The organism is Streptomyces tibetensis, from assembly GCF_040647715.1.
GTDB classification, from domain to species: domain Bacteria; phylum Actinomycetota; class Actinomycetes; order Streptomycetales; family Streptomycetaceae; genus Streptomyces; species Streptomyces tibetensis_A.
In genome coordinates, this window is the sequence record NZ_JBEZCR010000010.1 from 132,201 (window position 1) to 152,773 (window position 20,573).

At 71.0% G+C, this 20,573-nt stretch carries 19 protein-coding genes and 1 pseudogene; 9 read left to right on the forward strand and 11 right to left on the reverse strand.

The genetic code is table 11. The features are described 5' to 3' along the window. Positions 1 to 68: 68 nt before the first annotated feature. The 4 genes from AB0B29_RS26010 to AB0B29_RS26025 all read right to left on the reverse strand — a co-directional run bounded on the left by AB0B29_RS26010 (position 69) and on the right by AB0B29_RS26025 (position 3,304). Entirely contained in the window at positions 69 to 479 is a 411-nt protein-coding gene (locus AB0B29_RS26010) for a PTS-dependent dihydroxyacetone kinase phosphotransferase subunit DhaM (protein WP_362243898.1), read from the reverse strand. Further along, positions 472 to 1,071, reverse strand: a complete 600-nt coding sequence (gene dhaL / locus AB0B29_RS26015; protein ID WP_362243899.1) for a dihydroxyacetone kinase subunit DhaL — start codon at positions 1,069 to 1,071, stop codon at positions 472 to 474. The genes AB0B29_RS26010 and dhaL overlap by 8 nt, the downstream gene beginning before the upstream one ends. A gap of 51 nt (positions 1,072 to 1,122) precedes the next feature. Then, on the reverse strand, positions 1,123 to 2,115 hold the full coding sequence (gene dhaK, locus AB0B29_RS26020; protein WP_362243900.1) for a dihydroxyacetone kinase subunit DhaK: 993 nt from the start codon (positions 2,113 to 2,115) through the stop codon (positions 1,123 to 1,125). A 223-nt stretch (positions 2,116 to 2,338) separates the two neighbouring features. Continuing rightward, a complete protein-coding gene (locus tag AB0B29_RS26025; RefSeq protein WP_362243901.1) occupies positions 2,339 to 3,304 on the reverse strand; it encodes a glycoside hydrolase family 6 protein in 966 nt (321 codons plus the stop codon). A 395-nt stretch (positions 3,305 to 3,699) separates the two neighbouring features. Between AB0B29_RS26025 and AB0B29_RS26030 the strand changes: the two genes are divergently transcribed. Further along, complete coding sequence (locus tag AB0B29_RS26030) at positions 3,700 to 5,346, forward strand: glycoside hydrolase family 27 protein (protein ID WP_362243902.1); 1,647 nt, start codon at positions 3,700 to 3,702, stop codon at positions 5,344 to 5,346. A 79-nt stretch (positions 5,347 to 5,425) separates the two neighbouring features. Here AB0B29_RS26030 and AB0B29_RS26035 read toward each other — a convergent pair whose 3' ends face one another. Next, positions 5,426 to 6,343, reverse strand: a complete 918-nt coding sequence (locus tag AB0B29_RS26035; RefSeq protein ID WP_362243903.1) for an EamA family transporter — start codon at positions 6,341 to 6,343, stop codon at positions 5,426 to 5,428. 68 nt (positions 6,344 to 6,411) lie between these two features. Between AB0B29_RS26035 and AB0B29_RS26040 the strand changes: the two genes are divergently transcribed. Together AB0B29_RS26040 and AB0B29_RS26045 are read left to right on the forward strand one after the other, a co-directional pair. Beyond that, complete coding sequence (locus tag AB0B29_RS26040; protein WP_362243904.1) at positions 6,412 to 7,266, forward strand: LysR family transcriptional regulator; 855 nt, start codon at positions 6,412 to 6,414, stop codon at positions 7,264 to 7,266. A gap of 70 nt (positions 7,267 to 7,336) precedes the next feature. Continuing rightward, positions 7,337 to 7,933 (forward strand): hypothetical protein, encoded by a 597-nt coding sequence (locus AB0B29_RS26045; protein WP_362243905.1) that lies wholly within the window; start codon positions 7,337 to 7,339, stop codon positions 7,931 to 7,933. A gap of 452 nt (positions 7,934 to 8,385) precedes the next feature. On the opposite strand, the gene AB0B29_RS26055 is transcribed toward AB0B29_RS26045, so the two are convergent. Beyond that, complete coding sequence (locus tag AB0B29_RS26055; protein WP_362243906.1) at positions 8,386 to 8,733, reverse strand: hypothetical protein; 348 nt, start codon at positions 8,731 to 8,733, stop codon at positions 8,386 to 8,388. Between the two features lie 23 nt (positions 8,734 to 8,756). Then, positions 8,757 to 10,469: an aa3-type cytochrome oxidase subunit I gene (ctaD, locus tag AB0B29_RS26060; RefSeq protein ID WP_436845883.1), complete on the reverse strand. Its 1,713-nt coding sequence runs from the start codon at positions 10,467 to 10,469 to the stop codon at positions 8,757 to 8,759. 328 nt (positions 10,470 to 10,797) lie between these two features. Between ctaD and AB0B29_RS26065 the strand changes: the two genes are divergently transcribed. Then, entirely contained in the window at positions 10,798 to 11,892 is a 1,095-nt protein-coding gene (locus AB0B29_RS26065) for a carboxylate-amine ligase (protein ID WP_362243907.1), read from the forward strand. Positions 11,893 to 11,910: 18 nt separating this feature from the next. Here AB0B29_RS26065 and AB0B29_RS26070 read toward each other — a convergent pair whose 3' ends face one another. Further along, the gene (locus tag AB0B29_RS26070) at positions 11,911 to 12,261 is read right to left on the reverse strand and encodes a hypothetical protein (RefSeq protein WP_362244093.1); all 351 of its coding nucleotides are present in this window, start codon (positions 12,259 to 12,261) and stop codon (positions 11,911 to 11,913) included. Between the two features lie 278 nt (positions 12,262 to 12,539). Here AB0B29_RS26070 and AB0B29_RS26075 point away from each other — a divergent pair, with 278 nt between their 5' ends. Together AB0B29_RS26075 and AB0B29_RS26080 are read left to right on the forward strand one after the other, a co-directional pair. Then, positions 12,540 to 13,739 carry a hypothetical protein gene (locus AB0B29_RS26075; RefSeq protein ID WP_362243908.1) on the forward strand — a complete coding sequence of 400 codons (1,200 nt, stop codon included), beginning with the start codon at positions 12,540 to 12,542 and terminating at the stop codon, positions 13,737 to 13,739. Between the two features lie 11 nt (positions 13,740 to 13,750). Further along, positions 13,751 to 14,338 carry a hemerythrin domain-containing protein gene (locus AB0B29_RS26080; RefSeq protein ID WP_362243909.1) on the forward strand — a complete coding sequence of 196 codons (588 nt, stop codon included), beginning with the start codon at positions 13,751 to 13,753 and terminating at the stop codon, positions 14,336 to 14,338. 164 nt (positions 14,339 to 14,502) lie between these two features. Here the strand turns inward: AB0B29_RS26080 and AB0B29_RS26085 are convergent, their stop codons facing one another. Then, positions 14,503 to 15,732 (reverse strand): acyl-CoA dehydrogenase family protein, encoded by a 1,230-nt coding sequence (locus AB0B29_RS26085; RefSeq protein WP_362243910.1) that lies wholly within the window; start codon positions 15,730 to 15,732, stop codon positions 14,503 to 14,505. A 146-nt stretch (positions 15,733 to 15,878) separates the two neighbouring features. Here AB0B29_RS26085 and AB0B29_RS26090 point away from each other — a divergent pair. From AB0B29_RS26090 to AB0B29_RS26100, 3 genes and pseudogenes are all read left to right on the forward strand, one after another. Beyond that, a pseudogene (locus AB0B29_RS26090) lies at positions 15,879 to 16,061 on the forward strand (LLM class flavin-dependent oxidoreductase); the annotation flags it as partial. An 86-nt stretch (positions 16,062 to 16,147) separates the two neighbouring features. Next, positions 16,148 to 17,248, forward strand: coding sequence for a winged helix DNA-binding domain-containing protein (locus AB0B29_RS26095; RefSeq protein ID WP_362243911.1), 1,101 nt, complete (start codon positions 16,148 to 16,150; stop codon positions 17,246 to 17,248). 114 nt (positions 17,249 to 17,362) lie between these two features. Beyond that, complete coding sequence (locus AB0B29_RS26100; protein ID WP_362243912.1) at positions 17,363 to 17,944, forward strand: Rv1733c family protein; 582 nt, start codon at positions 17,363 to 17,365, stop codon at positions 17,942 to 17,944. A 215-nt stretch (positions 17,945 to 18,159) separates the two neighbouring features. Here AB0B29_RS26100 and AB0B29_RS26105 read toward each other — a convergent pair whose 3' ends face one another. Next, on the reverse strand, positions 18,160 to 18,615 hold the full coding sequence (locus AB0B29_RS26105) for a hypothetical protein (RefSeq protein WP_362243913.1): 456 nt from the start codon (positions 18,613 to 18,615) through the stop codon (positions 18,160 to 18,162). A 165-nt stretch (positions 18,616 to 18,780) separates the two neighbouring features. Continuing rightward, on the reverse strand, positions 18,781 to 20,445 hold the full coding sequence (locus AB0B29_RS26110) for a purine-cytosine permease family protein (RefSeq protein WP_362243914.1): 1,665 nt from the start codon (positions 20,443 to 20,445) through the stop codon (positions 18,781 to 18,783). Positions 20,446 to 20,573 lie beyond the last annotated feature (128 nt).

The following is a 20,573-nucleotide window of genomic DNA, read 5'->3' on the forward strand; positions in this document are numbered from 1 at the left end:
GACGGCCCCTCACCGGCACGCCGCGGCCGGGCACACCGCCGCTCGGCGTGCCCGGCCGCAGGTCGCGCTCATTCCTTCCGGTAGGAGTACGCCTCGGTGGCGGCCGCCTCCACCGCCGCCAGGTCCGCCCCCGTGGACGCCGTGACGACCGCTGCCACGGCCCCCTCCACGAAGGGGGCGTCCACCAGACGCGTCCCCTCGGGAAGTTCGTCGCCCTCGGCGAGCAGTGCCTTCACCGTGAGCACCGCGCTGCCCAGGTCGGTCAGGACAGCGACTCCGGCACCGCGATCGACGGACGCGGCCGCGGCGGCGATCAGTTCGGAACTGGTGCCGAGCCCGCCGCCCTCGGTGCCACCGGCCGGTGCGACCGGGACCGCCGGGCCGCCGCCCGCGAGCCCCTTGGCCAGCTCGGCTACCGACGCGGCCACCTCCGCGCTGTGCGACACCAGCACGATTCCCACCAGCCGTTCGTCACTCACCTGCGGCCTCCGCGAGTCCGGCGATCAGCAGCGCCGACGACGTGGCGCCCGGGTCCTGGTGGCCGATGCTGCGCTCGCCCACATAGCTCGCCCGGCCCTTGCGCGCCTGCAGCGGCGTCGTTGCCACCGCGCCCTCCTCCGCGGCGGTGCGGGCCGCGGCGAACGAGTCGCCGAGCGCGTCCACCGCGGGCACCAGGGCGTCGATCATGGTCTTGTCACCCGGGGCGGCGCCGCCGAGCGTCATGACCGCGTCCACCCCCGCCCGCAACGCCTCGGCCAGCTGCTCGGCACTGACCTCTTCGGCATCGCCCAGCGCCTTGCCGGTACGGCGCAACAGCGTCCCGTACAGCGGCCCCGACGCGCCGCCGACCGTCGAGATCAGCTGGCGTCCCGCCAGGGTGAGGACCCCGCCGGGCGTGCCGGGGGCCTCCTTCTCCAGCACGGTCACGACGGCCGTGAACCCGCGCTGGAGGTTGCTGCCGTGGTCGGCGTCCCCGATGGGGGAGTCGAGGGCGGTGAGCCGCTCCGCCTCGCGGTCGACGGACGCGGCGGTCGCCGTCATCCAACGGCGGAAGAAATCGGCGTCGAGCACTGGATCTCCTTGCCTGGTAGGTACGTGGTGATCCTCTACCCCCTCCGTCCGTCACACGCCCCAGCGCAGACCCGGGGTCCTGACCGGCGCGTCGTACAGCCGCAGCAGCTCCTCGTCGACCTGGCAGAGGGTGAGCGAGGCACCCGCCATGTCCAGGGAGGTGACGTAGTTGCCCACGAGCACGCGGGCCACGGGGACGCCGCGCTGGGCGAGCACCCGGTGCACCTCGGCGTTGAAGCCGTACAGCTCCAGCAGCGGGGTCGCTCCCATGCCGTTGACCAGGACCAGCACCGGGTTGCGCGGCTGGAGGTCCTCCACCACCGCCTCGACCGCGGCCTCGGCGATCTCGCCGGAGGTCATCATGGTGCGCCGCTCCCGGCCGGGTTCGCCGTGGATGCCGATGCCCAACTCCAGCTCACCGGGCGGCAGATCGAAGGTGGGGCTGCCCTTGGCCGGGGTGCTGCAGGCGCTGAGCGCGATCCCGAAGCTGCGGGAACTCTCGTTCACCTGCCGGGCGATGGCCTGGACCCGCTCCAGGGGCATCCCCTCGGCCGCGGCGGCGCCCGCGATCTTCTCCACGAACAGGGTCGCGCCCGTACCGCGACGGCCCGCCGTGTACAGACTGTCGGTCACCGCCACGTCGTCGTTGACCAGTACCTTCGCCACCTGGATGCCCTCGTCCTCGGCCATCTCGGCGGCCATGTCGAAGTTGAGCACGTCCCCGGTGTAGTTCTTCACGATGAACAGCACGCCGGCACCGCTGTCCACGGCGGCGGCCGCGCGCAGCATCTGGTCGGGCACGGGGGAGGTGAAGACCTCGCCCGGACAGGCCGCCGACAGCATGCCGGGACCCACGAAACCGCCGTGCAACGGCTCGTGCCCCGAGCCTCCGCCCGACACCAGCCCCACCTGTCCGGCGACGGGAGCGTCCCGCCGCACGATCACCCGGTTCTCCACGTCCACGGTCAGCTCCGGGTGGGCAGCCGCCAGACCGCGCAGCGCATCCGCGACCACGTTCTCCGGGACGTTGATCAGCATCTTCACGGGTACCTCCTAGACAACCTAGTAGATGAGCCCTCGAATTCCAGCTTCGCAGCTCACGTCACGTTTGACCAGTTGTCGATCTTGGCTGTCGGTGCCGGTCCGTCTCGGACCTCGACGCCCTGCGGACCGAGACCGACCGCACCCTGAAGGACGCGGACGGCCTCGGCGCAGGATCGCGGATCAGCCAAGTGCGGAAGACAGGAAGCGCCCGGACGGCCTGGGATCAGTAGCCGTAGATCATCTTGTAGGCGACCTCGGGAAGGAACTGCCCGGCCGAGGAGCCGCCTCCCACGCCGCAGTTGCCGTCGGACTCGCCGGGAACCTTGATCCACAAGAGCATCTCGGCGCCTCCGCCCAGGCGGGTGGGAGTGCCGATGCGGCGGCTCGACGGATTGCACCACTGGCCGTTCGAGCCGTTGCCGTTGCGGCTGGTGTCGACGACGAACGGCTTGGTGTAGCCGTACCGGGCGCTGAGTTCCCTGTTGACGGCGTCACCGTAAGCGGTGTTCTCGGCCGTGGTGAGGTAGTTGGAGACGTTGAGCGAGAAACCGTGAGCCTGCCGGACGCCGGCTTCGTGAAGACGCCGGGCCATGGTCGCCGCGCTCGCCCAGGCCGGGTTGCCGGCGTCGAGGTAGACCCAGGTGTTGGGAGCTCGGCGGTTGAACTCGGCGAGGGCGCCGGTCAGCATGCTCTCGCGTTCGTCGATCTGCGCCTGGCTCATGCAGCCGTAGTCCCCGAGGGAGTCCGGTTCGAGGACGACGACGGCCGGGCGGCCGGCGATCCCGCCCGCGAACTGGGCGATCCAGTTCGCGTAGGCGGACGGCGACGAGGCTCCGCCCGCGGAGTGACCGCCGCAGTAGTCACGGTTGTAGATGTTGTAGGCGACGAGGAGGGGCAGCTTGTCCCGGGCGTCCGCGGCGCCCGCGTAAGCGCCGGTGGCCGCGCCGATGCTGCCGCTCCAGGAGCCGAACCAGCGGGCCGTCGGGGTGGTGGCGATGGAGGCGTTGATCGCGGAGGCCCGGCCGTCGCCGGGGTTGGCGGCGACCCACCGTTTCGCGCTGGAGTCGGGATCCGCGTAGAACCCGTTGGTCATGGTGGTCGGGTCGGCCGCATGAGCGGTCGGGGCGGCGGCGAGCGCCAGCGGCAGTGAGGAGAGCGCTGCCACCAGGGCGAGGAGTCTGCGGCGCATGACGGGTACCTCGGCTTTCTGGCAGGGGGCTTGGTCGGGGCGAGCCAGGCGGGCAAGCGCTCCCACCGGGCGGAGCACTGCTCTTGTTCAGAGTTTCGAACGTTCATCGGTGGGCCGGGCATCCTGGATGATAGGAAGGTCTTGAGTCCCGTCAATCCCTCTCGCACTTTCGATGCGGGCATCGAAACATTCGAATCTCCGCCCAATCGAATCGCCGCAGGTCTCCCGCTTACCTGGTGGCGGGTGTTCTCACTGTTGACATGTTCAGGTCGGCGTCTACCATCCCTGGCAGCACGAGTTTCGGAATGGTATGCGAAATTTCGAACACGGGATGTCATGTACGCGATAACCAAGAGGTCACCGCTCATGGCACCCGTCCGGCTGAGGAGGCCCCGATGCCCAGACGATCAGGCGGACGACTGCTCCGCCTTCTCGCGACCACCGTGCTGACGGTCACCGCGTCCCTGACGGCCTCCGCACACTCCACCGCAGCAGCCGCGCCGGGCAGCCCGGCGCTCACCCCGCCGCTCGGCTGGAACAGCTGGAACAGCTTCGGGTGCCAGATCACCGAGGCCCAGGTGCGCCAGGCCGCCGACGCGATGGTGGCGTCGGGCATGCGGGACGCCGGTTACCGGTACGTGGTGGTCGACGACTGCTGGTTCGACCCGCAGCGCGACGCGGCGGGCAACCTGCGGGCCAACGCGACCAAGTTCCCCAGCGGGATGAAGGCGCTCGGAGACTACATCCACGGCAAGGGCCTGAAGTTCGGCATCTATCAGGCGCCCAACGAGAAAACGTGCGCCCAGGGCGTGGGCACCTATCCCGGCTCCACCGGCAGCAAGGGCCATGAGGCCCAGGACGCCGCCACGTTCGCCTCATGGGGCGTCGACTACCTCAAGTACGACTGGTGCTCCTCCAGCGGCACCCGCGACGAGCAGGTCGCGCGGTTCACGCTGATGCGCGACGCCCTGCGCGCCACGGGGCGGCCGATCGTCTACAGCATCAACCCCAACAGCTTCCACGCCCCCACCGGCGACAAGTACAACTGGGGCGAGGTCGCCGACCTGTGGCGGACGACCGAGGACCTGCTCGACATCTGGCAGAACGGCAACACCAACAGCTACCCGATGGGCGTGGGCAATGTCCTGGACGTGACTGCGCCGCTGGCGGCACAGTCGGGGCCGGGGCACTGGAACGACCCCGACATGCTCGTCGTCGGCCGCCCCGGCCTGTCACTGACCGAGTCCCGTTCCCACTTCGCCCTGTGGGCGCTGATGGGCGCTCCTCTCATGGCCGGCAACGACATCCGCACCATGTCCTCCGACGTGAGTGCGATCCTGCGCAACCCGCGTCTGCTGGCGGTGAACCAGGACCCGCTGGGGGCGGGCGGGCGCAGGGTGCGCGACGACGGCGGCACCGAGGTGTTCGCCAAGCCCCTGTCCGACGGTTCGGTCGCCGTAGGCCTGTTCAACCGAGGGAGCGGCACGGCGACGGTCACCACCACGGCCGCCCAGGTCGGCCTGACGGGCGGGCCGTTCACGCTGACGGACCTGTGGACCGGCGCCACGTCCGGCACCTCCGGCCAGATCTCCGCGAGCGTCCCCGCGCACGGCGTGGCCGTGTTCCGCGTGACCGGGGGCAGCCCGCTGAGCGCCACCACCTCGCGTCTGCGCGGCACCGCGTCCGGCCGCTGTCTGGACGTGGACAACGCCTCCACCGCGGCCGGTGCCAGCGTACTGATCTGGGACTGCCACACGGCCGCCAACCAGCTGTGGACCACGTGGGCCGGTGGCGAGATCCGGGTCTTCGGCGACAAGTGCCTGGACGCCTACAACCAGGGCACCACCGACGGCACCCGGGTCATCACCTGGCCCTGCAACGGCCAGAACAACCAGAAGTGGACCGTCGGCTCCGACGGGACGATCCGCAATGTCCACGCCGGACTGTGCCTGGACGTCGACGGGTCCGGCACCGCGGGCGGAACCCCGCTGATCCTGCGGACCTGCAACGGGCAGGCCCACCAGAAATGGAGCCGCGCGTGAACAACTGGAAGCCCCGGGGATTCGCCCCGCCGAGGCGGCCGATATCGCGAAGCCTCGGGTGCGCGCGCCGTTGCGCCGGTCAGCCCCGGTGTACGAGCACGCTCAGGGAGTTGGCCAGCACGATGGCCCCGATGCCGGCCCACTCGGCCGGGCCCAGGTGCTGGCCGAGCCCCACCAGGCCCACCACCGCGGCGAGAACGGGGTTGACGCTCATGAACAACCCGAAGGCCTGGGCCGGTACGGTGCGCAACGTGAACAGGTCCGCCAGGTAGGGCACGGCGGACGACAGGACACCCGCGACGACGGCACAGCCGACGGCCTGCGCGGTCGGCGGCTGACGGAGGACGAGCACGACACCGACCGGCAGGAACATCAGGGCGGACAGCCCAGCCGCCGCCGCTGAACCCTGAGCACCCGGGATGCGCCGTCCGACGGTGCGGTTGAGCAGGATGTACGACGCCCAGCACGCGGCGGCCAGCAGGCCCAGTCCCATTCCCGCGTAGTCGGCTGACGGCCGGGGCCGCATCAGGACGACGACCCCCGCCGCCGCTGCCACCGCACAGCACGCGTCCACCCGGCGTCGCGCGGCGGCCAGGGCGATGCTCAGCGGGCCGAGGAACTCCAGCGTCACGGCAAGGCCCAGGCCGATGCGGTCGATGGCGCTGTACAAGGACAGGTTCATCGTCCCGAAGACGACCGCCAGCGACAGGACAGGCCACCACTGCCGCCAGGTGAAGGACCGCAGCCGGGGCCGGCTCACCGCCCACAGGACGACGGCGGCGACGTACTGGCGGACCGCGACGACACCGGTCGGCCCGATGACGGGAAAGGCGAGGGACCCGATCGCGGCGCCGGTCTGGTTGGACAGCCCGCTGCCCACCATCGTGGCCACGCCGGCGAGACGGTGCGGGCTGTGCCCGGGGGCGGTCGCCGCAGTCGGGAGCACGGGCTCGGTGGAAGGGGCGGAGGAGGCGGCGGATGCGGAGGCTGCTCGCATGCGCTGATCGTGCGCCGAGTCGACCCTTGCGCACAATGCGCCCGGGGTTCGATCCATACGATGCACTCATGGATGTCGAGTTCCGTCAGCTGCGCTGTCTCGTCGCGATCGTCGACGAGGGCACCTTCACGGACGCCGCCATCGCGCTCGGCGTCTCCCAGGCGGCGGTCTCCCGGACCCTCGCCTCGCTTGAACGAGCCCTGGGCGCACGCCTGTTGCGCCGCACGTCCCGAGAGGTCACCCCGACCGCGACCGGGCTGCGCGTGGTGGCCCGGGCCCGCAGGGTGCTCGGGGAGGTGGACGACCTGGTCCGCGAGGCCGCGTCGGGCCACTCCGTCCTGCGCATCGGCTACGCCTGGTCGGCGCTGGGCCGCCACACCTCGGCCTTCCAGCGCCGCTGGGCTCTGGACCGTCCGGAGACCGAACTGCATCTGGTCCGCGTCAACTCGGCGACGGCCGGCCTGGCCGAGGGTGCGTGCGACCTGGCCGTCGTGCGCAGGTCCACGGAGGACCGGCGGCTCGACTCGGCCATCGTGGGACTGGAACGACGCATGGTCGCCATGGCCGCGGACGACCCCCTGGCCGGACGCCGCTCGGTGCGGCTCGCCGACCTGAGCGGCCGCACCCTGCTGATCGACCGCCGGACCGGCACCACCACCGCCGACCTCTGGCCACCCCACTCCCGGCCGGCGACCGAGGAGACGCACGACGTCGACGACTGGCTCACGGTCATCGCCACCGGCCGCTGCGTCGGCATGACCGCGGAGTCCACCGCCCACCAGTACCGCCGACCCGGCGTCGTCTACCGCCCCGTGCGCGACGCCGAACCGATCGCCGTACGCCTCGTGTGGTGGCACGGCGAGCCCCACCCCGCCGCGCAGCCGGCGATCGAACTCCTCACCGCCCTCTACCGCACGGCCTGACCTGGCACGCTGCAGCGCTCTCGAGTGGTTCCGGCCCCGGCGGCCCGGCCATGATGAGAGGGTCGGCCGCATGTCCACCTCAATGCGCGTCCGCCCGGCCGCTTCGATCGCTCTGGCACTCGCCCTCGCCGCGACTCTCGGATCCTGCGGCGACCTGCACGCCCCGGAGTCGCGGACCGGGGCGGCCTCCACTGCGTCGGCAGCACCCTCGCCCAGTGCCCCGGCGTCGCCGTACGTGGAGCCGGGCGCGGGCGACGGCGCCCCGCACTACAACGAGAACAACGCCTACCGCCGTGAGGGCGATATGACTCCGGCCCACGCGAAGGACGCCCAGAGGGAGGCCGACCGCATCCGGCCGGTGCTCGAGCGGCTGTGGGAGCAGCGGAAGTGGGACCCCCGGACCGTACGAACGGCGCTGCTCCGGCTCGGCTACGAGGAGGAGCGCGTCACGAAGGACGGCAAGCGCCTCGGCGGCACGCTCACCGTCACGGGGATGTCCCCGCGCTGGAAGGACGACGGCTACGTCACGCCAGAGGGGACGCGGGTGGCCCTGCGCGTGCACGACGACGCCTGCGTGTCGGGGTTCGTGCAGAAGTCGAACTTCGAGGTGCGCGCCAACGGCCCGTACCCGGAGACCGGCTGCTTCGAACCGCCCTACGGCCACTGAGGCCACCGGCCCGGGGGCGGGTGAAGAAGCCGTGACCGGGTAACCGGCGCCGCATGATCGGGCGCGTACTGTGGCAGGGGCTGGTCGCCGGTACCGCAGGCGGCGTGGTGATGACCCTCGGCGAGAAGATCGAGCAGGCCGTCACCGGCCGCCCCGACTCCCATGTGCCCGCCCGTGTTCTCCAGCGCCTCACCGGCCTGCCCGAACACCCCCGCACCCAGCCGCTGCCGGTCGACAGGGCCATGCACTTCGGCCAGACCGCCCTCCTCGGGGTGCTCCGCTCGGTCATGGCCCACTCCGGGCTGCGCGGGCCGGTCGCGTCCGCCACGTTCACGGTCGTCCGCCTCACCAATGATCAGATCCCGGAGAACGCGACCGGCGTGCCGTCGTGTCGGGGTCGGGCCGCCGGCCCGCGAGGACGGCCACGGCAGCTGAGCCCCCCGGTCCTCGGCTCAGCGGGTCAGCACATCCGCCAGCGCCCCCGCCACCGCGGCACAAGCCAGGACCGCGCAGGCACCGGCCGCGTGGCGCCGGAGCAGGGCGCGCCGGAGGTGGGCGTAGCGGTTCTCGTACTCCTGCCGCAGCTCGTCTGCTCGTCGCACGGTGCCGAGCATCAGCTGCCGGGTGATGTCGAGCCGTCGCCGCACGTAGTAGCCGGTGAGTTCCTCGCTCTGGGCGGTGGTCAGCCACGGCATGCGTGCGCAGAGCTCCTCGGCCTCGCGCTGTGCGCCGTCGCGATGAGAGTGAGCGAAAAGGAAGCCCTCGGTCTCTTCCGCCAGGGCGCTGCGCGGCTCGCTCACGGGCACCCGCCGCCTGCCCCGTCTCACTGCCGCTCGCCCTTGTGCCCCTCGGCGTCGACCACATCGCGCTGCCCGGTGTTCTCCGCCTCGTCCAGGCTCGCCACGTCCGGGTGTCTCAGGTCGAAGGCCGGCGACTCGGAGCGGATCTTGGGCAGGGTGAGGAAGTTGTGGCGGGGCGGCGGGCAGGACGTGGCCCATTCCAGCGAGCGGCCGTAGCCCCAGGGGTCGTCGACCTCGACCTTCTCGCCCTTCCGGGCAGTCCTGTACACGTTGTACAGGAAGGGCAGGGTGGACAGGCCCAGCAGGAACGCGCCGATCGAGGAGACGGTGTTGAGCGCGGTGAAACCGTCGGCGGCCAGGTAGTCGGCGTAGCGGCGGGGCATGCCCTCGGCGCCGAGCCAGTGCTGGACCAGGAAGGTGGTGTGGAAGCCGACGAACAGCGTCCAGAAGTGGATCTTCTCCAGGCGCGTGTCGAGCATCGTGCCGGTCATCTTGGGCCACCAGAAGCTGAATCCGCCGAACATCGCGAACACGATCGTTCCGAACAGCACGTAGTGGAAGTGGGCGACCACGAAGTAGCTGTCGGTGACGTGCCAGTCGAGCGGCGGAGAGCCCAGGATGACGCCGGTCAGGCCGCCGAAGAGGAAGGTGACCAGGAAGCCGAGCGCCCAGAGCATGGGTGGTTCGAACGACAGCGAGCCACGCCACATCGTGCCGATCCAGTTGAAGAACTTCACGCCCGTCGGCACGGCGATCAGATACGTCATGAAGGAGAAGAACGGCAGCAGCACCGCCCCGGTGGCGAACATGTGGTGCGCCCACACCGTCACCGACAGCCCGGCGATGGAGACGGTCGCCCCGATCAGACCGGTGTACCCGAAGATCGGCTTGCGGGCGAAGACGGGGATGATCTCGGTGATCACGCCGAAGAACGGCAGCGCCAGGATGTACACCTCGGGATGGCCGAAGAACCAGAACAGGTGCTGCCAGAGCACCGCGCCCCCGTTCTCCGGGTTGAACACCTGCGCGCCGAAGCGCCGGTCCGCCTCCAGTACCAGCAGCGCGGCCGCCAGGACCGGGAAGGCCAGCAGCACCAGCAGCGAGGTGAGCAGCACGTTCCAGGTGAAGATCGGCATCCGGAACATGGTCATCCCCGGGGCGCGCATGCAGATGATGGTGGTGATGAAGTTGACGGAGCCGAGAATGGTGCCGAAGCCGGACAGCGCCAGACCCATGATCCACAGATCCCCGCCCACCTGAGGGGTGCGCTCCCCACCGCTGAGCGGGGTGTACGCGGTCCAGCCGAAGTCGGCGGAGCCCTGCGGAGTGAGGAAACTGCCGAGCACGATCAGGCCGCCGAAGAGGAACAGCCAGTACGAGAACATGTTCAGCCGCGGGAACGCCACATCGGGTGAGCCGATCTGCAAGGGCATGACAGCGTTGGCGAAACCGGCGAACGTCGGCGTCGCGAACAGCAGCAGCATGATCGTGCCGTGCATGGTGAACGCCTGGTTGTACTGCTCACTGGAGACGATCTGCAGCCCCGGCCGGGCCAGCTCCGCCCGGATGAGCATCGCGAGGGCCCCTGCGACCAGGAAGAACCCGAACGACGTGATCAGATACAGGTGCCCGATCTTCTTGTGATCGGTGGTCGTCACCCAGGAGACGATCACCTTCCCTCTGCCGCGGGGCTCCATCGCGGGTGCGGGTGAAACCGGTTCGGTATGTGTCGCCATCAGTCCTCGATCGGCAGCAACGGGGCGGACGGTCATCCGCCCGCAGCAACCTATTCGGTAGGGTTCATCACCCTTGTCTGCCGTCGGGTGTGTCTGAGTCGAATGGCGTACTGATCCATTCGACCGAGCGGCGGGCCCGACGGCGGCGGGCGGCGCCCCCTTTCCCGTGCAAGCGGTTTCAGGGTCTGTGTCATGTTTTGTTCCGGCTGGAATGCGGCACTCGACAGTCCACACGAGCGTGCCCCCGGAAGAGGTGACTTCGCTGCGTGAGGTGCGTCGGACACGCGCCGGAATCCGGCCCGTTCCCGGGCGGAACAGAGGGTGGTCGATGACGACGATCGGCGTGGAAGAGGAGTACCTGCTGCTCGACCCGGTCACGGGCCTGCCGGTACCTCAGGCGGACAAAGTGCGCGCCGCGGCGGGCGTGGGGCACCTCGTGACCGACCAGGAGGTGCAGTACGAGCTGCTCCAGGCGCAGGTCGAGGTGGCCACCCCGGTCTGCGACACCCTGGAGGAGGTCGGCGGCCACCTCCTGCGGCTGCGCCACGCCGTCGGCGTGGCCGCCGAACAGCACGGCTGCCGGATCGGTGTCTGCGGCACCCCGCCGCTGCGGCACGGCCGCCCCATCGCCGTCACCGACCAGGCCCGCTACCGGGCGATGGTCACGCAGGCCCCGCAGCTCGTGGCGGAGCAACTGGTCAACGGCACGCACGTACACGTCGCAGTGCCGGACCGGGAAGCGGGTGTGCAGGTGCTGAACCGGATCCGCTCCCGGCTGCCGACGCTGACGGCCATGGCGGCGAACTCCCCGCTCTGGGACGGCCACGACACGGGCTTCGCGAGCTGGCGCACCGTGATCTTCAGCCGGTGGCCGGTCAGCGGTATGCCACCGCACTTCCGGGACGCCGACGACTACGACCGGCGCGTGGAACGGTTGCTGGAGTCGGGTCTGATCTCGGACGTCGGTCAGCTCTACTGGCAGGCCCGCCTCTCGGCCACGTACCCCACCATCGAGGTGCGGTGCCTGGACGTCCAGCTGCGCGCGGACGAGGCGGTCATGCTCGCCGCGCTCATCCGGGCCCTCGCGGAGACCGCCCTGGCGGAAGCGGCCGCCGACGCGCCCCTGCCCGACGCCGCGCCGGAGCTGCTGCAGGCCGCCATGTGGCACGCCGCCCGGCACGGCCTCGGAGACACCCTTCTCGACCCCGGCGGCACCCCGCACCGGGCCGGCGACGCGCTCTACGAGTTCCTGCGGCACGTCGCTCCCGCCCTCGAGGCATCCGGCGACTCCCGGCAGGTCACCTCTTTGATCCACCGGCTGCTGCAGGACGGGACCGGTGCGGACCGGCAGCGCGCCGCCCTCGCGCACGGAGGCCTTCGCGCGGTCACCGAGCTGATCAGCGCCCAGAGCACGATGCCGTGACGCCCCGGGAACCGCTCCTCAGGCCACCGCGGCGTAGGCGGCGGCGACGGCGGTGTCCGCGCGGGCGTGGACGACCAGTCGGGTGCCGCCGGCGTCGGCGTCCGCCTCGAGTGCGCGGCGGACGGGCGCACTGTGCGCGGCCACCGACATCAGCGTGCCCAGCAGGCTGCACAGCTGATGGACCCGGAGAACCACGCTGACCACCGCACTCCGAGCGGCCGGCTCGTCGAGGACGATGACCACGGGTGCCGGCCGGCAGGCCCGGACGAGGTCGCTGATCCTCGTGAGGAGTGTGGCGCGCCCGCCGACGCCGGGGTCTTCGTGGACCGTGATGACGAGGACTCCGTGATCGAGCGAATGGGACAGCAACACGGCCTCCGTTCCTCCGTTTCCTTCGTCGGCGGATCGTTCCGCCGTGGAAGTACCCGAGGGCGGCCGTTCGAAGCGCCACCGGTCCGGCGACCGTCGGCCGGCCGTGCGGTCCGGGCGGACCGGCCGGTACACCCACGTGGTGAACACCCGGTCGGGGGATGTGTCATGGCCGGAAGCAGACCCGGCCGAAAGAGTGGGGGAGACGAACCTGTTCCCTTCGGCCCGGGCGGGGCACTCCGTCGGCGCGCGAGTCCCTACTCCCCAGGAGACCGTCCATGACGTTCAACCCATTGGAACAACGGGGCATCCCGCTCGACCGCCAGCTCCGCAGCTGGCGCGAGCTGAACGTGCAGCCCATCGACCCCGACCGCTGCGACCCGTACACCCGCTGCCGCATCATCACGATGAACGGCATCGAGGTGGAGGCCATCCTCTTCAGCCACCAGCTCGCCCGCAACACCGTCGACCCGGAGGTGAAGCGGCAGCTCGCCCGGACCCGCTACATCGAGGCGCAGCAGCAGAAGGTCGTCAACTGGCTGCTGCCCGGTGTCTCCTCCGTCCTGGAGACGACCATCGCCTACGAGCAGGTCGCGGTGGACCTGACGGCGTGGGTGGCACGGATGGAGCCGGACCCGTACCTGCAGCAGGCCTATCAGTTCGGGGTGCTGGAGGACTTCGACCATCTGTACCGGTACGCCAACCTCTACGAGATGATCGAGCACCGCAAGGCGGAGTCGATCGTCGACAACCTCACCGAGGTGTTGCCGGGCCGGCCGACGAAGTACCACCACCGCGACCCGTACGACAACGTCCGTGACCCTTACGACAAGAGCGGCACCAACCCGCTGTCCAAGCTGCACGCCCTGACCATCATGTCGGCGGAGCAGCAGACCATGAACTTCTACATGAACACCGGCCCCACCTACATGGAGCCGATCGCCCGGCAGCTCTACCAGGAGATCGGCCTGATCGAGGAGGAGCACGTCACCCACTACGAGTCGCTCGTCGACCCGGGGGAGACGTGGTGGGAGCAGCTCGTCAACCACGAGTACAACGAGTGCTACCTGTACTACTCCTTCATGGAGCAGGAGAGCGACCCCAAGGTGAAGGCGATCTGGGAGCTGCACCTGAACATGGAGCTGGAGCACCTGCACACCGCCTGCGACCTGATGCGCCGCCACGACGGCCGGGAACCGCAGGAGGTCCTCGCCCCGGAGCTGCCGAACGTGCTCACCTTCGAGCCGAACAAGCAGTACCTGCGCGAGCTGCTGGACACCCAGATGGACCTGACCACGCTGGGCGCCGGATATGTGCGCGAGGCGCACGAGCGGTTCGAGAAGATGCAGGAGCAGATCCACGGCGGTGAACGGCCGCCCAGCGAGCGCGTGATGGTCCAGCACGACGAGATGTTCGGCCGCGAGTACCGCGTACAGACCGAGGGCGTGCACCCCGACCCCGCGATGCGCGAGAAGTGAGGGAACCGGCCATGCCCGAGACACACACGCCCCAGGCCGACGACCGGGCCGCGGACACCGACGTGGTCGCGCTCCTCATGCGCCAGCACGGCGACATCCGCAACCTCTTCGACGAGGTCGAGCAGAGCCGGGGCGAGGAGCGCCGTGACGCCTTCCGCCGCCTGGTGCGGCTGCTGGCCGTGCACGAGACCGCCGAGGAGGAGGTCGTCCACCCCTTCGCACGGCGGGCCCTGCCCGGTGGCGAGCAGGTCGTGGAGGACCGGCTCGCCGAGGAGCGGGCGGCCAAGGAGACCCTGGCCGCGCTGGACGAACTGGACACCGACGATCCCAAGTTCATGCTCCAGCTGATGAAGCTGCGCAAGGACGTGCAGGAGCACGCCCGGGCGGAGGAACGCTACGAGTTCACGCACATCCGCCGCAGCACCGATGCCGATGGCCTCGCCACCCTGGCCAAGGCGGTGAAGGCAGCCGAGGCCATGGCACCCACCCGCCCCCACCCGGGCATCGAGTCCGGCAAGGCCAACGTGGCTCTCGGTCCCGTCGCGGCTCTGGTGGACCGCACGAAGGACGCCGTCCGCAAGGCGATGGGCAAGGACTGAACTCCGCGAGGAGCCGACCCGGGTCAGGTGGCCCGCCGGGGATCGGCCGGATCCCCGGCGCACCGGCCGTCGTCGCGTCGCCAGGCGACGTCGTGTGCTCGGACGGGTCCTGTGTTCGGACGGTCCGGTGCCCGGATGGGCAGTCGCGCGGACGGGGCGTCCGGTCAGACGGGAAGGACGAACGGAGGGTGCGCCCCGTTGAGGAAGTAGTCCCCGACGTCCTGGAGCCGGTGGCCGACGGGCTCGTACAGGGTGTGCGTCCGGGCGTTGCGCCAGAACCGGTCGAAGCCGAGCCGGGCGGAAGCGGAGCGGGCGCCGATGATGTCCAGGGCGCGAGCGGTGGACTCCTGGGCGGCCTTGGACGCGGCGGCCTCGGCCATGGCCACCAGGACGGAGATCTCCGCGTAATCCTCGTAGGTGAGGTCCTCGCCGTGATCCAGCCCGCCCTCCACGGCCCGGCGTGCCTCGTCGGCGAGTGCGGACGCCGAGCGGGTGAGCACGGTGAGTTCCCCGTACGCCGTCAGCACCTGTGGATCCTGCGGGGAGCCGACCGGCCAGTCCGGGTGCCAGTGCGAGTGGCCGGACCTGCTGTACTCACGGGCCTCGGCGAGCACGCCCTCCGCCATGCCGAGCCGGAGCTGTGCCGACAGCAGACGACCGACCGGTGACACCAGGGCCGTCTGAGGCGACAGGACGTCCTCGTCCGCCGACAGGGAGCCCAGTACGTCGTCGGCGGCGATGGGCACGGCGTCGAACTCCACGCTGCCGCCCGCCGCCAGCCGCTGGCCGAAGGGGTCGGCGTCACCGTCGACGACCACACCCGCGAGGGCGGGGTCGACCACGAGCGCGCAGGGCTCGCCGGTTCCGGCCCGCACCGCACGTACGGCGAGGCGGTCGGCGACCAGAACGCCGGCGGCGTAGCTCTGCCGCCCGTTCAGCACGTACCCGCGGGTCTCCCGGGTGAGTGTCAGCGCCGGTTCCTGGCGGGCCAGGCCGCCGCCCCAGCACCACCCCTCCGCCGCGGACCGCCGACCCAGCCGCGCGGCGAGGGCGGGATCGGCGAAGAACCGTGCGCTCCAGGACGTGAAGTAGTGACAGCCGAGGAGCTGCCCGATGGCGCCGTCGGCCGCCGCGATCTCCCGGACCACGGCGTACGCCTGGGTCCAGTCCGCGCCGCCGCCCCCGAGCTCGGCGGGGACGAGGAGGGTCAGCAGCCCCGACTCGCGCAGCCGGGACACCTCGTCGAAGGGAGGCTTGCCCGCCTGGTCGCGGGCGACCGCGTCCGTGGCCAGGTCCTCCGCAGTCTCGCGCGCCACGCACGACCAGTGCGCGCTGTCCGTCCCGGACTGGTCGAACTCCGCGGCGGGGCCGGACGGCGCCAGGGCAACGCCCATCGCAGGGGTCTCCTCAAGTTCGTATGCAGAGCGGGATGTTGAGCCTCACGAGCGGGAAAGATGTGTGGGCCATCCGCATCATCCTGCGCAGGAGCGCAAGGCCCCGTCAATACTTTCCTAGTAATTCGATAGGGAACGTAGGGAACGGCGACCAGCCCGAACAACTGCGGGAGGCCACCGGCGCCGACGAGCTGATCATCACCACCATCACCCACGGCCACGCCGACCGGGTGCGCTCGTACCGCCTCCTCGCGCAGGAGGGGAGTGCGACCTCCGCTGCGCTCACCCGCAGGGGGGTCACGCCGTCGCCGGTTGCGGTCACTCCCTGACCGCATCCCGTGCGACCGTGAGCGCGCAAGCCGCCCGGACACCTGGACCGCGGGCCGGCACACGACATGAGGGCCGAGGTGCTCCGATGACCGTTCTCGACTCCCGGGCGCTCAACCGCGCCACTCTGGCCCGGCAGTTGCTCCTCGACCGTGCCGACCTGCCGGTCCTCGACGCGGTCGCGCACCTGTGCGGTCTCCAGGCACAGGAACCGCAGGAGCCGTTCACCGGCCTCTGGTCGCGGCTGCGGGCCTTCGACCCGGCGGAGCTGTCGGAGCTGCTGGCCGGGCGCCGTGTCGTGCGCACCCACCTCATGCGCCGCACCGTCCACCTCGTCACCGCCGACGACGTCGTGGCCTGGCGTTCCCGCCACGACGCCATGCTCCGCCAACGGGTGTTCGGCGTGTACCGGCGCGAACTGGCCGGGATCGATCCCGGCGAGCTGGAGGCGGCGGGCCGCGAGGTCATGGCCGACGGCGAACCCCGCTCCATGCCCGACCTCGCGCGAGCCGTCGCCGACCGCCGGCCCGGCGCGCAGCCGCGGCCCCTGGGCGAGATGCTGGTCGCGGCCCTCCTCCCGACGGTCCAGGTGCCGCCGCGCGGCCTCTGGCGCACCAGAGGGGGAGCGCGCTACGCGCTCATCTCCTCCTGGCTCGGCCGCGACATCGACCCGTCCTCCCCGGACGTCCGCGACCCCGTGGGCCAGACGCTGGTGCGGCGCTACCTGGCCGCGTTCGGCCCCGCGGCCTCCGCCGACCTGCGCGCCTGGTGCGGTCTCGCCGGACTGCCCGCCGCGGTCTCCGCCCTCCGCGAGGAACTCGTCGCCTTCCGCGACGAACGCGGCCGCGAACTGCTCGACCTCCCCGACGCGCCCCGACCCGATCCCGACACCCCGGCGCCGGTGAGGTTCCTGCCGGCGTTCGACAACGCGATCCTCGGCTATCACGACCGCAGCCGGATCATCGACGACGCGCACCGCCATCTGTCCGTCGCCGGCGCCCGGGTCGTCCTGGTCGACGGCAGGGTGGCCGCCACCTGGACCGTCGAGGCGGGCACACTGCTCGTCACCCCGCTGCGCCGCTTCGCACGGAGCGACCGCACGGGCATCGCCGAGGAAGGGCGGGCGATGGCCTCCTTCCTCTCCGGCGACGAGAGCGACCGGGTACGGATCGCGGCCTCTCCCGGCTGAACCGGGACGCGCACCCCCCGCAATACGCCCTTGCGCCTTTGATCGGCGGGCGTTCCCGGCGGACAGGCGCACACTGGAAGGGTGCTGCCGGTGCTCACGAGGGGGTGTCGGCCGATGAAAGCGTCAGAACGTGTGACCGTGCGGTGGTGGCGGTGGCGGCGCAACGCGCTCAAACGGCGCGTCGACGTCGTCGAAGCCTGGATCGTGCTCGCCGGCTGGGTGTTCGCCCTGCTGGGCGGGCTGGTCGCGGGACTGTTCGCGGCGGGCACGGTCGAGCAGGCCGTCGCGCGGCAGCGGGCCGAGAGCAGCCAGGTCCGGGCGACGGTGGTCGAGGACGCGCCCGGCCCCTCACCGGCACGCGAGGCCGGCGACCACCGGGTGTGGGGCAAGGTGCGGTGGACCGCGCCCGACGGCTCGACCCACCGGGAGGAGGCTCGGGTACCGGCGAGAGCACCCGCCGGAAGCACCCTGTCCGTGTGGGTCAACCGGAGAGGTGAGCTCACGACCCCGCCCGTCTCCGGCGGCGAAGCTTGGCTGCACACCGCCATGGGCGGCGCGCTCGCCGGGGTCTTCACGGGTGCCACGGTGCTGGGAGCCACCTGGCTGACCCGCCTGGGTCTCGATCGCCGCCGCATGGCCCAGTGGGACGCGGAGTGGGAGCGGATCGACACCCGCAGGGGCTGGAAGACGGGCTGAACAGGGCGGTCATGCGCAGGGCTCGGCAACCGGCTCCGTCCGGTCGGCCGATGCCCCTTCCGCGCCTCCGCCGGCTCCGGTGCGCCTGTGGCCCTTCGGCATCTGATTCCGGCGCGCCTGCGCCGCCCCAGACATCCGAAGCCGGTGCTGGTGGCCGGGGCGGCGGGGGCCGTGGTGAGCCGATGTCGGCGCGGTGGAGCCCGCGTCCCGTGTGGCTATCGGGCCTGCGGGGGGCGGGGAGACGCGGGCGGCAGGGGCGTGGCCGTGGGCAGCCGCGCGGTCGCACCCTCGACCTGCCGCACCGTGCTCGCGCCGGGCCGGTGGCCCGTGCCCGCGCCGGTGGACAGCTGGGACCAGACTCCCAGGGCCAGCGCGACGGCGGCAGCGGTGGCGGCCACCCGTCCCGCTCGCCGGACCTTGGCACGGCGGTCCAGGTCCCGCCAGGCCACGCGGACCCAGAAGTCCTCCGGCTGCCACAGATCGCCGACGGCGTGCGGGGGTTGGAGCTGTCGCCCCGCCGCCCGCTCCGTGGCCGAGGGTTCCCTGGGAGCGGAGACGCGTATGGCGGACTCGCTGTCCGTCAGGAACCTCAGCCACACGTCGTCGGGGACCGGGCGAACGTTGGGCGGCTCATGGGGAGTTCTCCGCCCGTCCGGCTCTTCGGTGGTCACGTCCCGTCATCCCCTCTCCGGCCTCGCCCGATCACTGCGCAGCGCAAGATCAGTATGCCGCCCGGGCGCCGGAGCAGCCCCCCCTTCCGGCCGCGGACAGTGCGTCCGAGACCGAGTTGGAACGTGCCGTGGGCGGGAGGGCCGGCCGCACTCCCGCCGCACCGCTCAGACCGTGGCCGGCAGGACGTGGTCACCGACCTTGTCGGTGCTCAGGCACAGTGAACAGACGACCGCGTCGTGCGTCGCGCAGGCGGCGACGTCGGGCCGTTCGAACTGCTGCCGGCACACATGGCACTCGTAGGTGACGGCGCTGGGGTTGCCGTCCTCGTCCAGCAGCGGCTCGGTGATGCCGTCGTCGGTACGTCGCAGGTAGTAACGCCCCTTGGTGACCACGGCCATCAGCGGAGTGAGCACGAAGGCGATGACGGCCGCGGCGACGGGGGAGTAAGGCTGGAGCGTGTCGCCGAGGCCGTGGAAGTACATGGCGATGGACAGCCCCGAGGCGGCGACGAAGGACACGACCCCGACGGGATTGACGGCGTAGAGCATGCCGCGGCGGAACTCGGGGGCGTGCGGGGACAGCTTCAGCACGTACTTGTTGATGCCGATGTCGGTGGCCACGGTGACCACCCAGGCGATCGCGCAGTTCGAGTAGAAGCCCAGGATGCTGTTGAGGAAGCTGAACATGTCGGCCTCCATCAGCGCGAGCGCGAAGCCCAGGTTGACCAGGACGAAGACCATCCGGCCCGGGTAGCGCCGAGTGACCCGGGTGAAGGAGTTGGTCCACGCGAGGGAGCCGGAGTACGCGTTCGTCACGTTGATCTTGATCTGGCTGATGACGACCAGCACAACGGCCAGGGGGACGACGAGCCAGGACGGCATCATCGCGTCGAACGCGCCCTTGAACTGCTGGATCGGCTCGGGGGCGGCGGAGGCGCCGACCTCGGCGATGATGTACACCGCGAGGAACACGCCGATGGCCTGCTTGAGCGCGCCCAGCACCACCCAGCCCGGGCCGGCCATCACCACGGCTGTCCACCAACTGCGCTTGTTCGCCTCGGTCTTGGGCGGCATGAAGCGCAGGTAGTCGATCTGCTCGCCGATCTGCGCGATCAGCGACAGGCACACGCCCGCGCCGAGCAGCACGGAGGCGGTGTTGACGCCGCCGTCCCCGTCGGTGCCCGCGTAGGCGAGGAAGCGGTCGACCGTGCCGGGGTCGGTGGCGACGAGGTAGACGAGCGGCCCGACCATCAGCAGCAGCCAGATCGGGGTCGTCCACACCTGGAGCTTGCTCAGCGCCTTCATGCCGTAGATCACCAGGGGGATCACCATCAGCGTGGGGACCAGGTAACCCAGCCAGAGCGGCAGTCCGAGGCCCAGCTTCAGGCCCTGGGCCATGATCGAGCCTTCCAGGGCGAAGAAGATGAAGGTGAAGCTCGCGAAGATGACGCTGGTGAGGACGGAGCCGAAGTAGCCGAAGCCCGAGCCGCGGGTGATCAGGTCCAGGTCGATGTTGTAGCGGGCCCCGTAGTAGGCCAGCGGGAAGCCGGTCACGAAGATGACGACGGCGGCGACGGCGATCGCGAGCAGCGCGTTGCCCGTGCCGTGGGCCAGTCCGATGCCGGCCCCGATGGAGAAGTCGGCCATGTAGGCGATGCCGCCGAGCGCGGTCGTCGCCACCACCATCGGGGTCCAGCGCCGGTAACTGCGCGGTGCGAAGCGGAGGGTGTAGTCCTCGAGCGTCTCCTTGACGGCCTGGTCCGTGGCCGGTACGGCCTGCGGTGCGGGTTCCGGCTCGGCCACTGCGGCCAGTCGCGGCTCGGCACTCATGCCACGCCTCCTTGCTGCGGGTCGGGTACTGACAAGGCAGGCACGGTAGGCAGAGGTCGTTACCCCTAAATACTTCCTGGGTGAAGGGAATGTTTCGGAGCCATCTCACCGGCCCGACGGGCCGGCCG

Coding starts and splice junctions, on each gene's coding strand:
- AB0B29_RS26085 (WP_362243910.1), bottom strand. CDS start 15,732: ATGGGCGTTGCCCTGGCGCCGTCCGGCCCCGCCGCGGAGTTCGACCAG.
- AB0B29_RS26110 (WP_362243914.1), bottom strand. CDS start 20,445: ATGAGTGCCGAGCCGCGACTGGCCGCAGTGGCCGAGCCGGAACCCGCA.
- AB0B29_RS26075 (WP_362243908.1), top strand. CDS start 12,540: ATGACGTTCAACCCATTGGAACAACGGGGCATCCCGCTCGACCGCCAG.
- AB0B29_RS26035 (WP_362243903.1), bottom strand. CDS start 6,343: ATGCGAGCAGCCTCCGCATCCGCCGCCTCCTCCGCCCCTTCCACCGAG.
- AB0B29_RS26030 (WP_362243902.1), top strand. CDS start 3,700: ATGCCCAGACGATCAGGCGGACGACTGCTCCGCCTTCTCGCGACCACC.
- AB0B29_RS26080 (WP_362243909.1), top strand. CDS start 13,751: ATGCCCGAGACACACACGCCCCAGGCCGACGACCGGGCCGCGGACACC.
- ctaD (WP_436845883.1), bottom strand. CDS start 10,469: ATGGCGACACATACCGAACCGGTTTCACCCGCACCCGCGATGGAGCCC.
- AB0B29_RS26045 (WP_362243905.1), top strand. CDS start 7,337: ATGTCCACCTCAATGCGCGTCCGCCCGGCCGCTTCGATCGCTCTGGCA.
- AB0B29_RS26100 (WP_362243912.1), top strand. CDS start 17,363: ATGAAAGCGTCAGAACGTGTGACCGTGCGGTGGTGGCGGTGGCGGCGC.
- AB0B29_RS26065 (WP_362243907.1), top strand. CDS start 10,798: ATGACGACGATCGGCGTGGAAGAGGAGTACCTGCTGCTCGACCCGGTC.
- AB0B29_RS26095 (WP_362243911.1), top strand. CDS start 16,148: ATGACCGTTCTCGACTCCCGGGCGCTCAACCGCGCCACTCTGGCCCGG.
- AB0B29_RS26025 (WP_362243901.1), bottom strand. CDS start 3,304: ATGCGCCGCAGACTCCTCGCCCTGGTGGCAGCGCTCTCCTCACTGCCG.
- AB0B29_RS26040 (WP_362243904.1), top strand. CDS start 6,412: ATGGATGTCGAGTTCCGTCAGCTGCGCTGTCTCGTCGCGATCGTCGAC.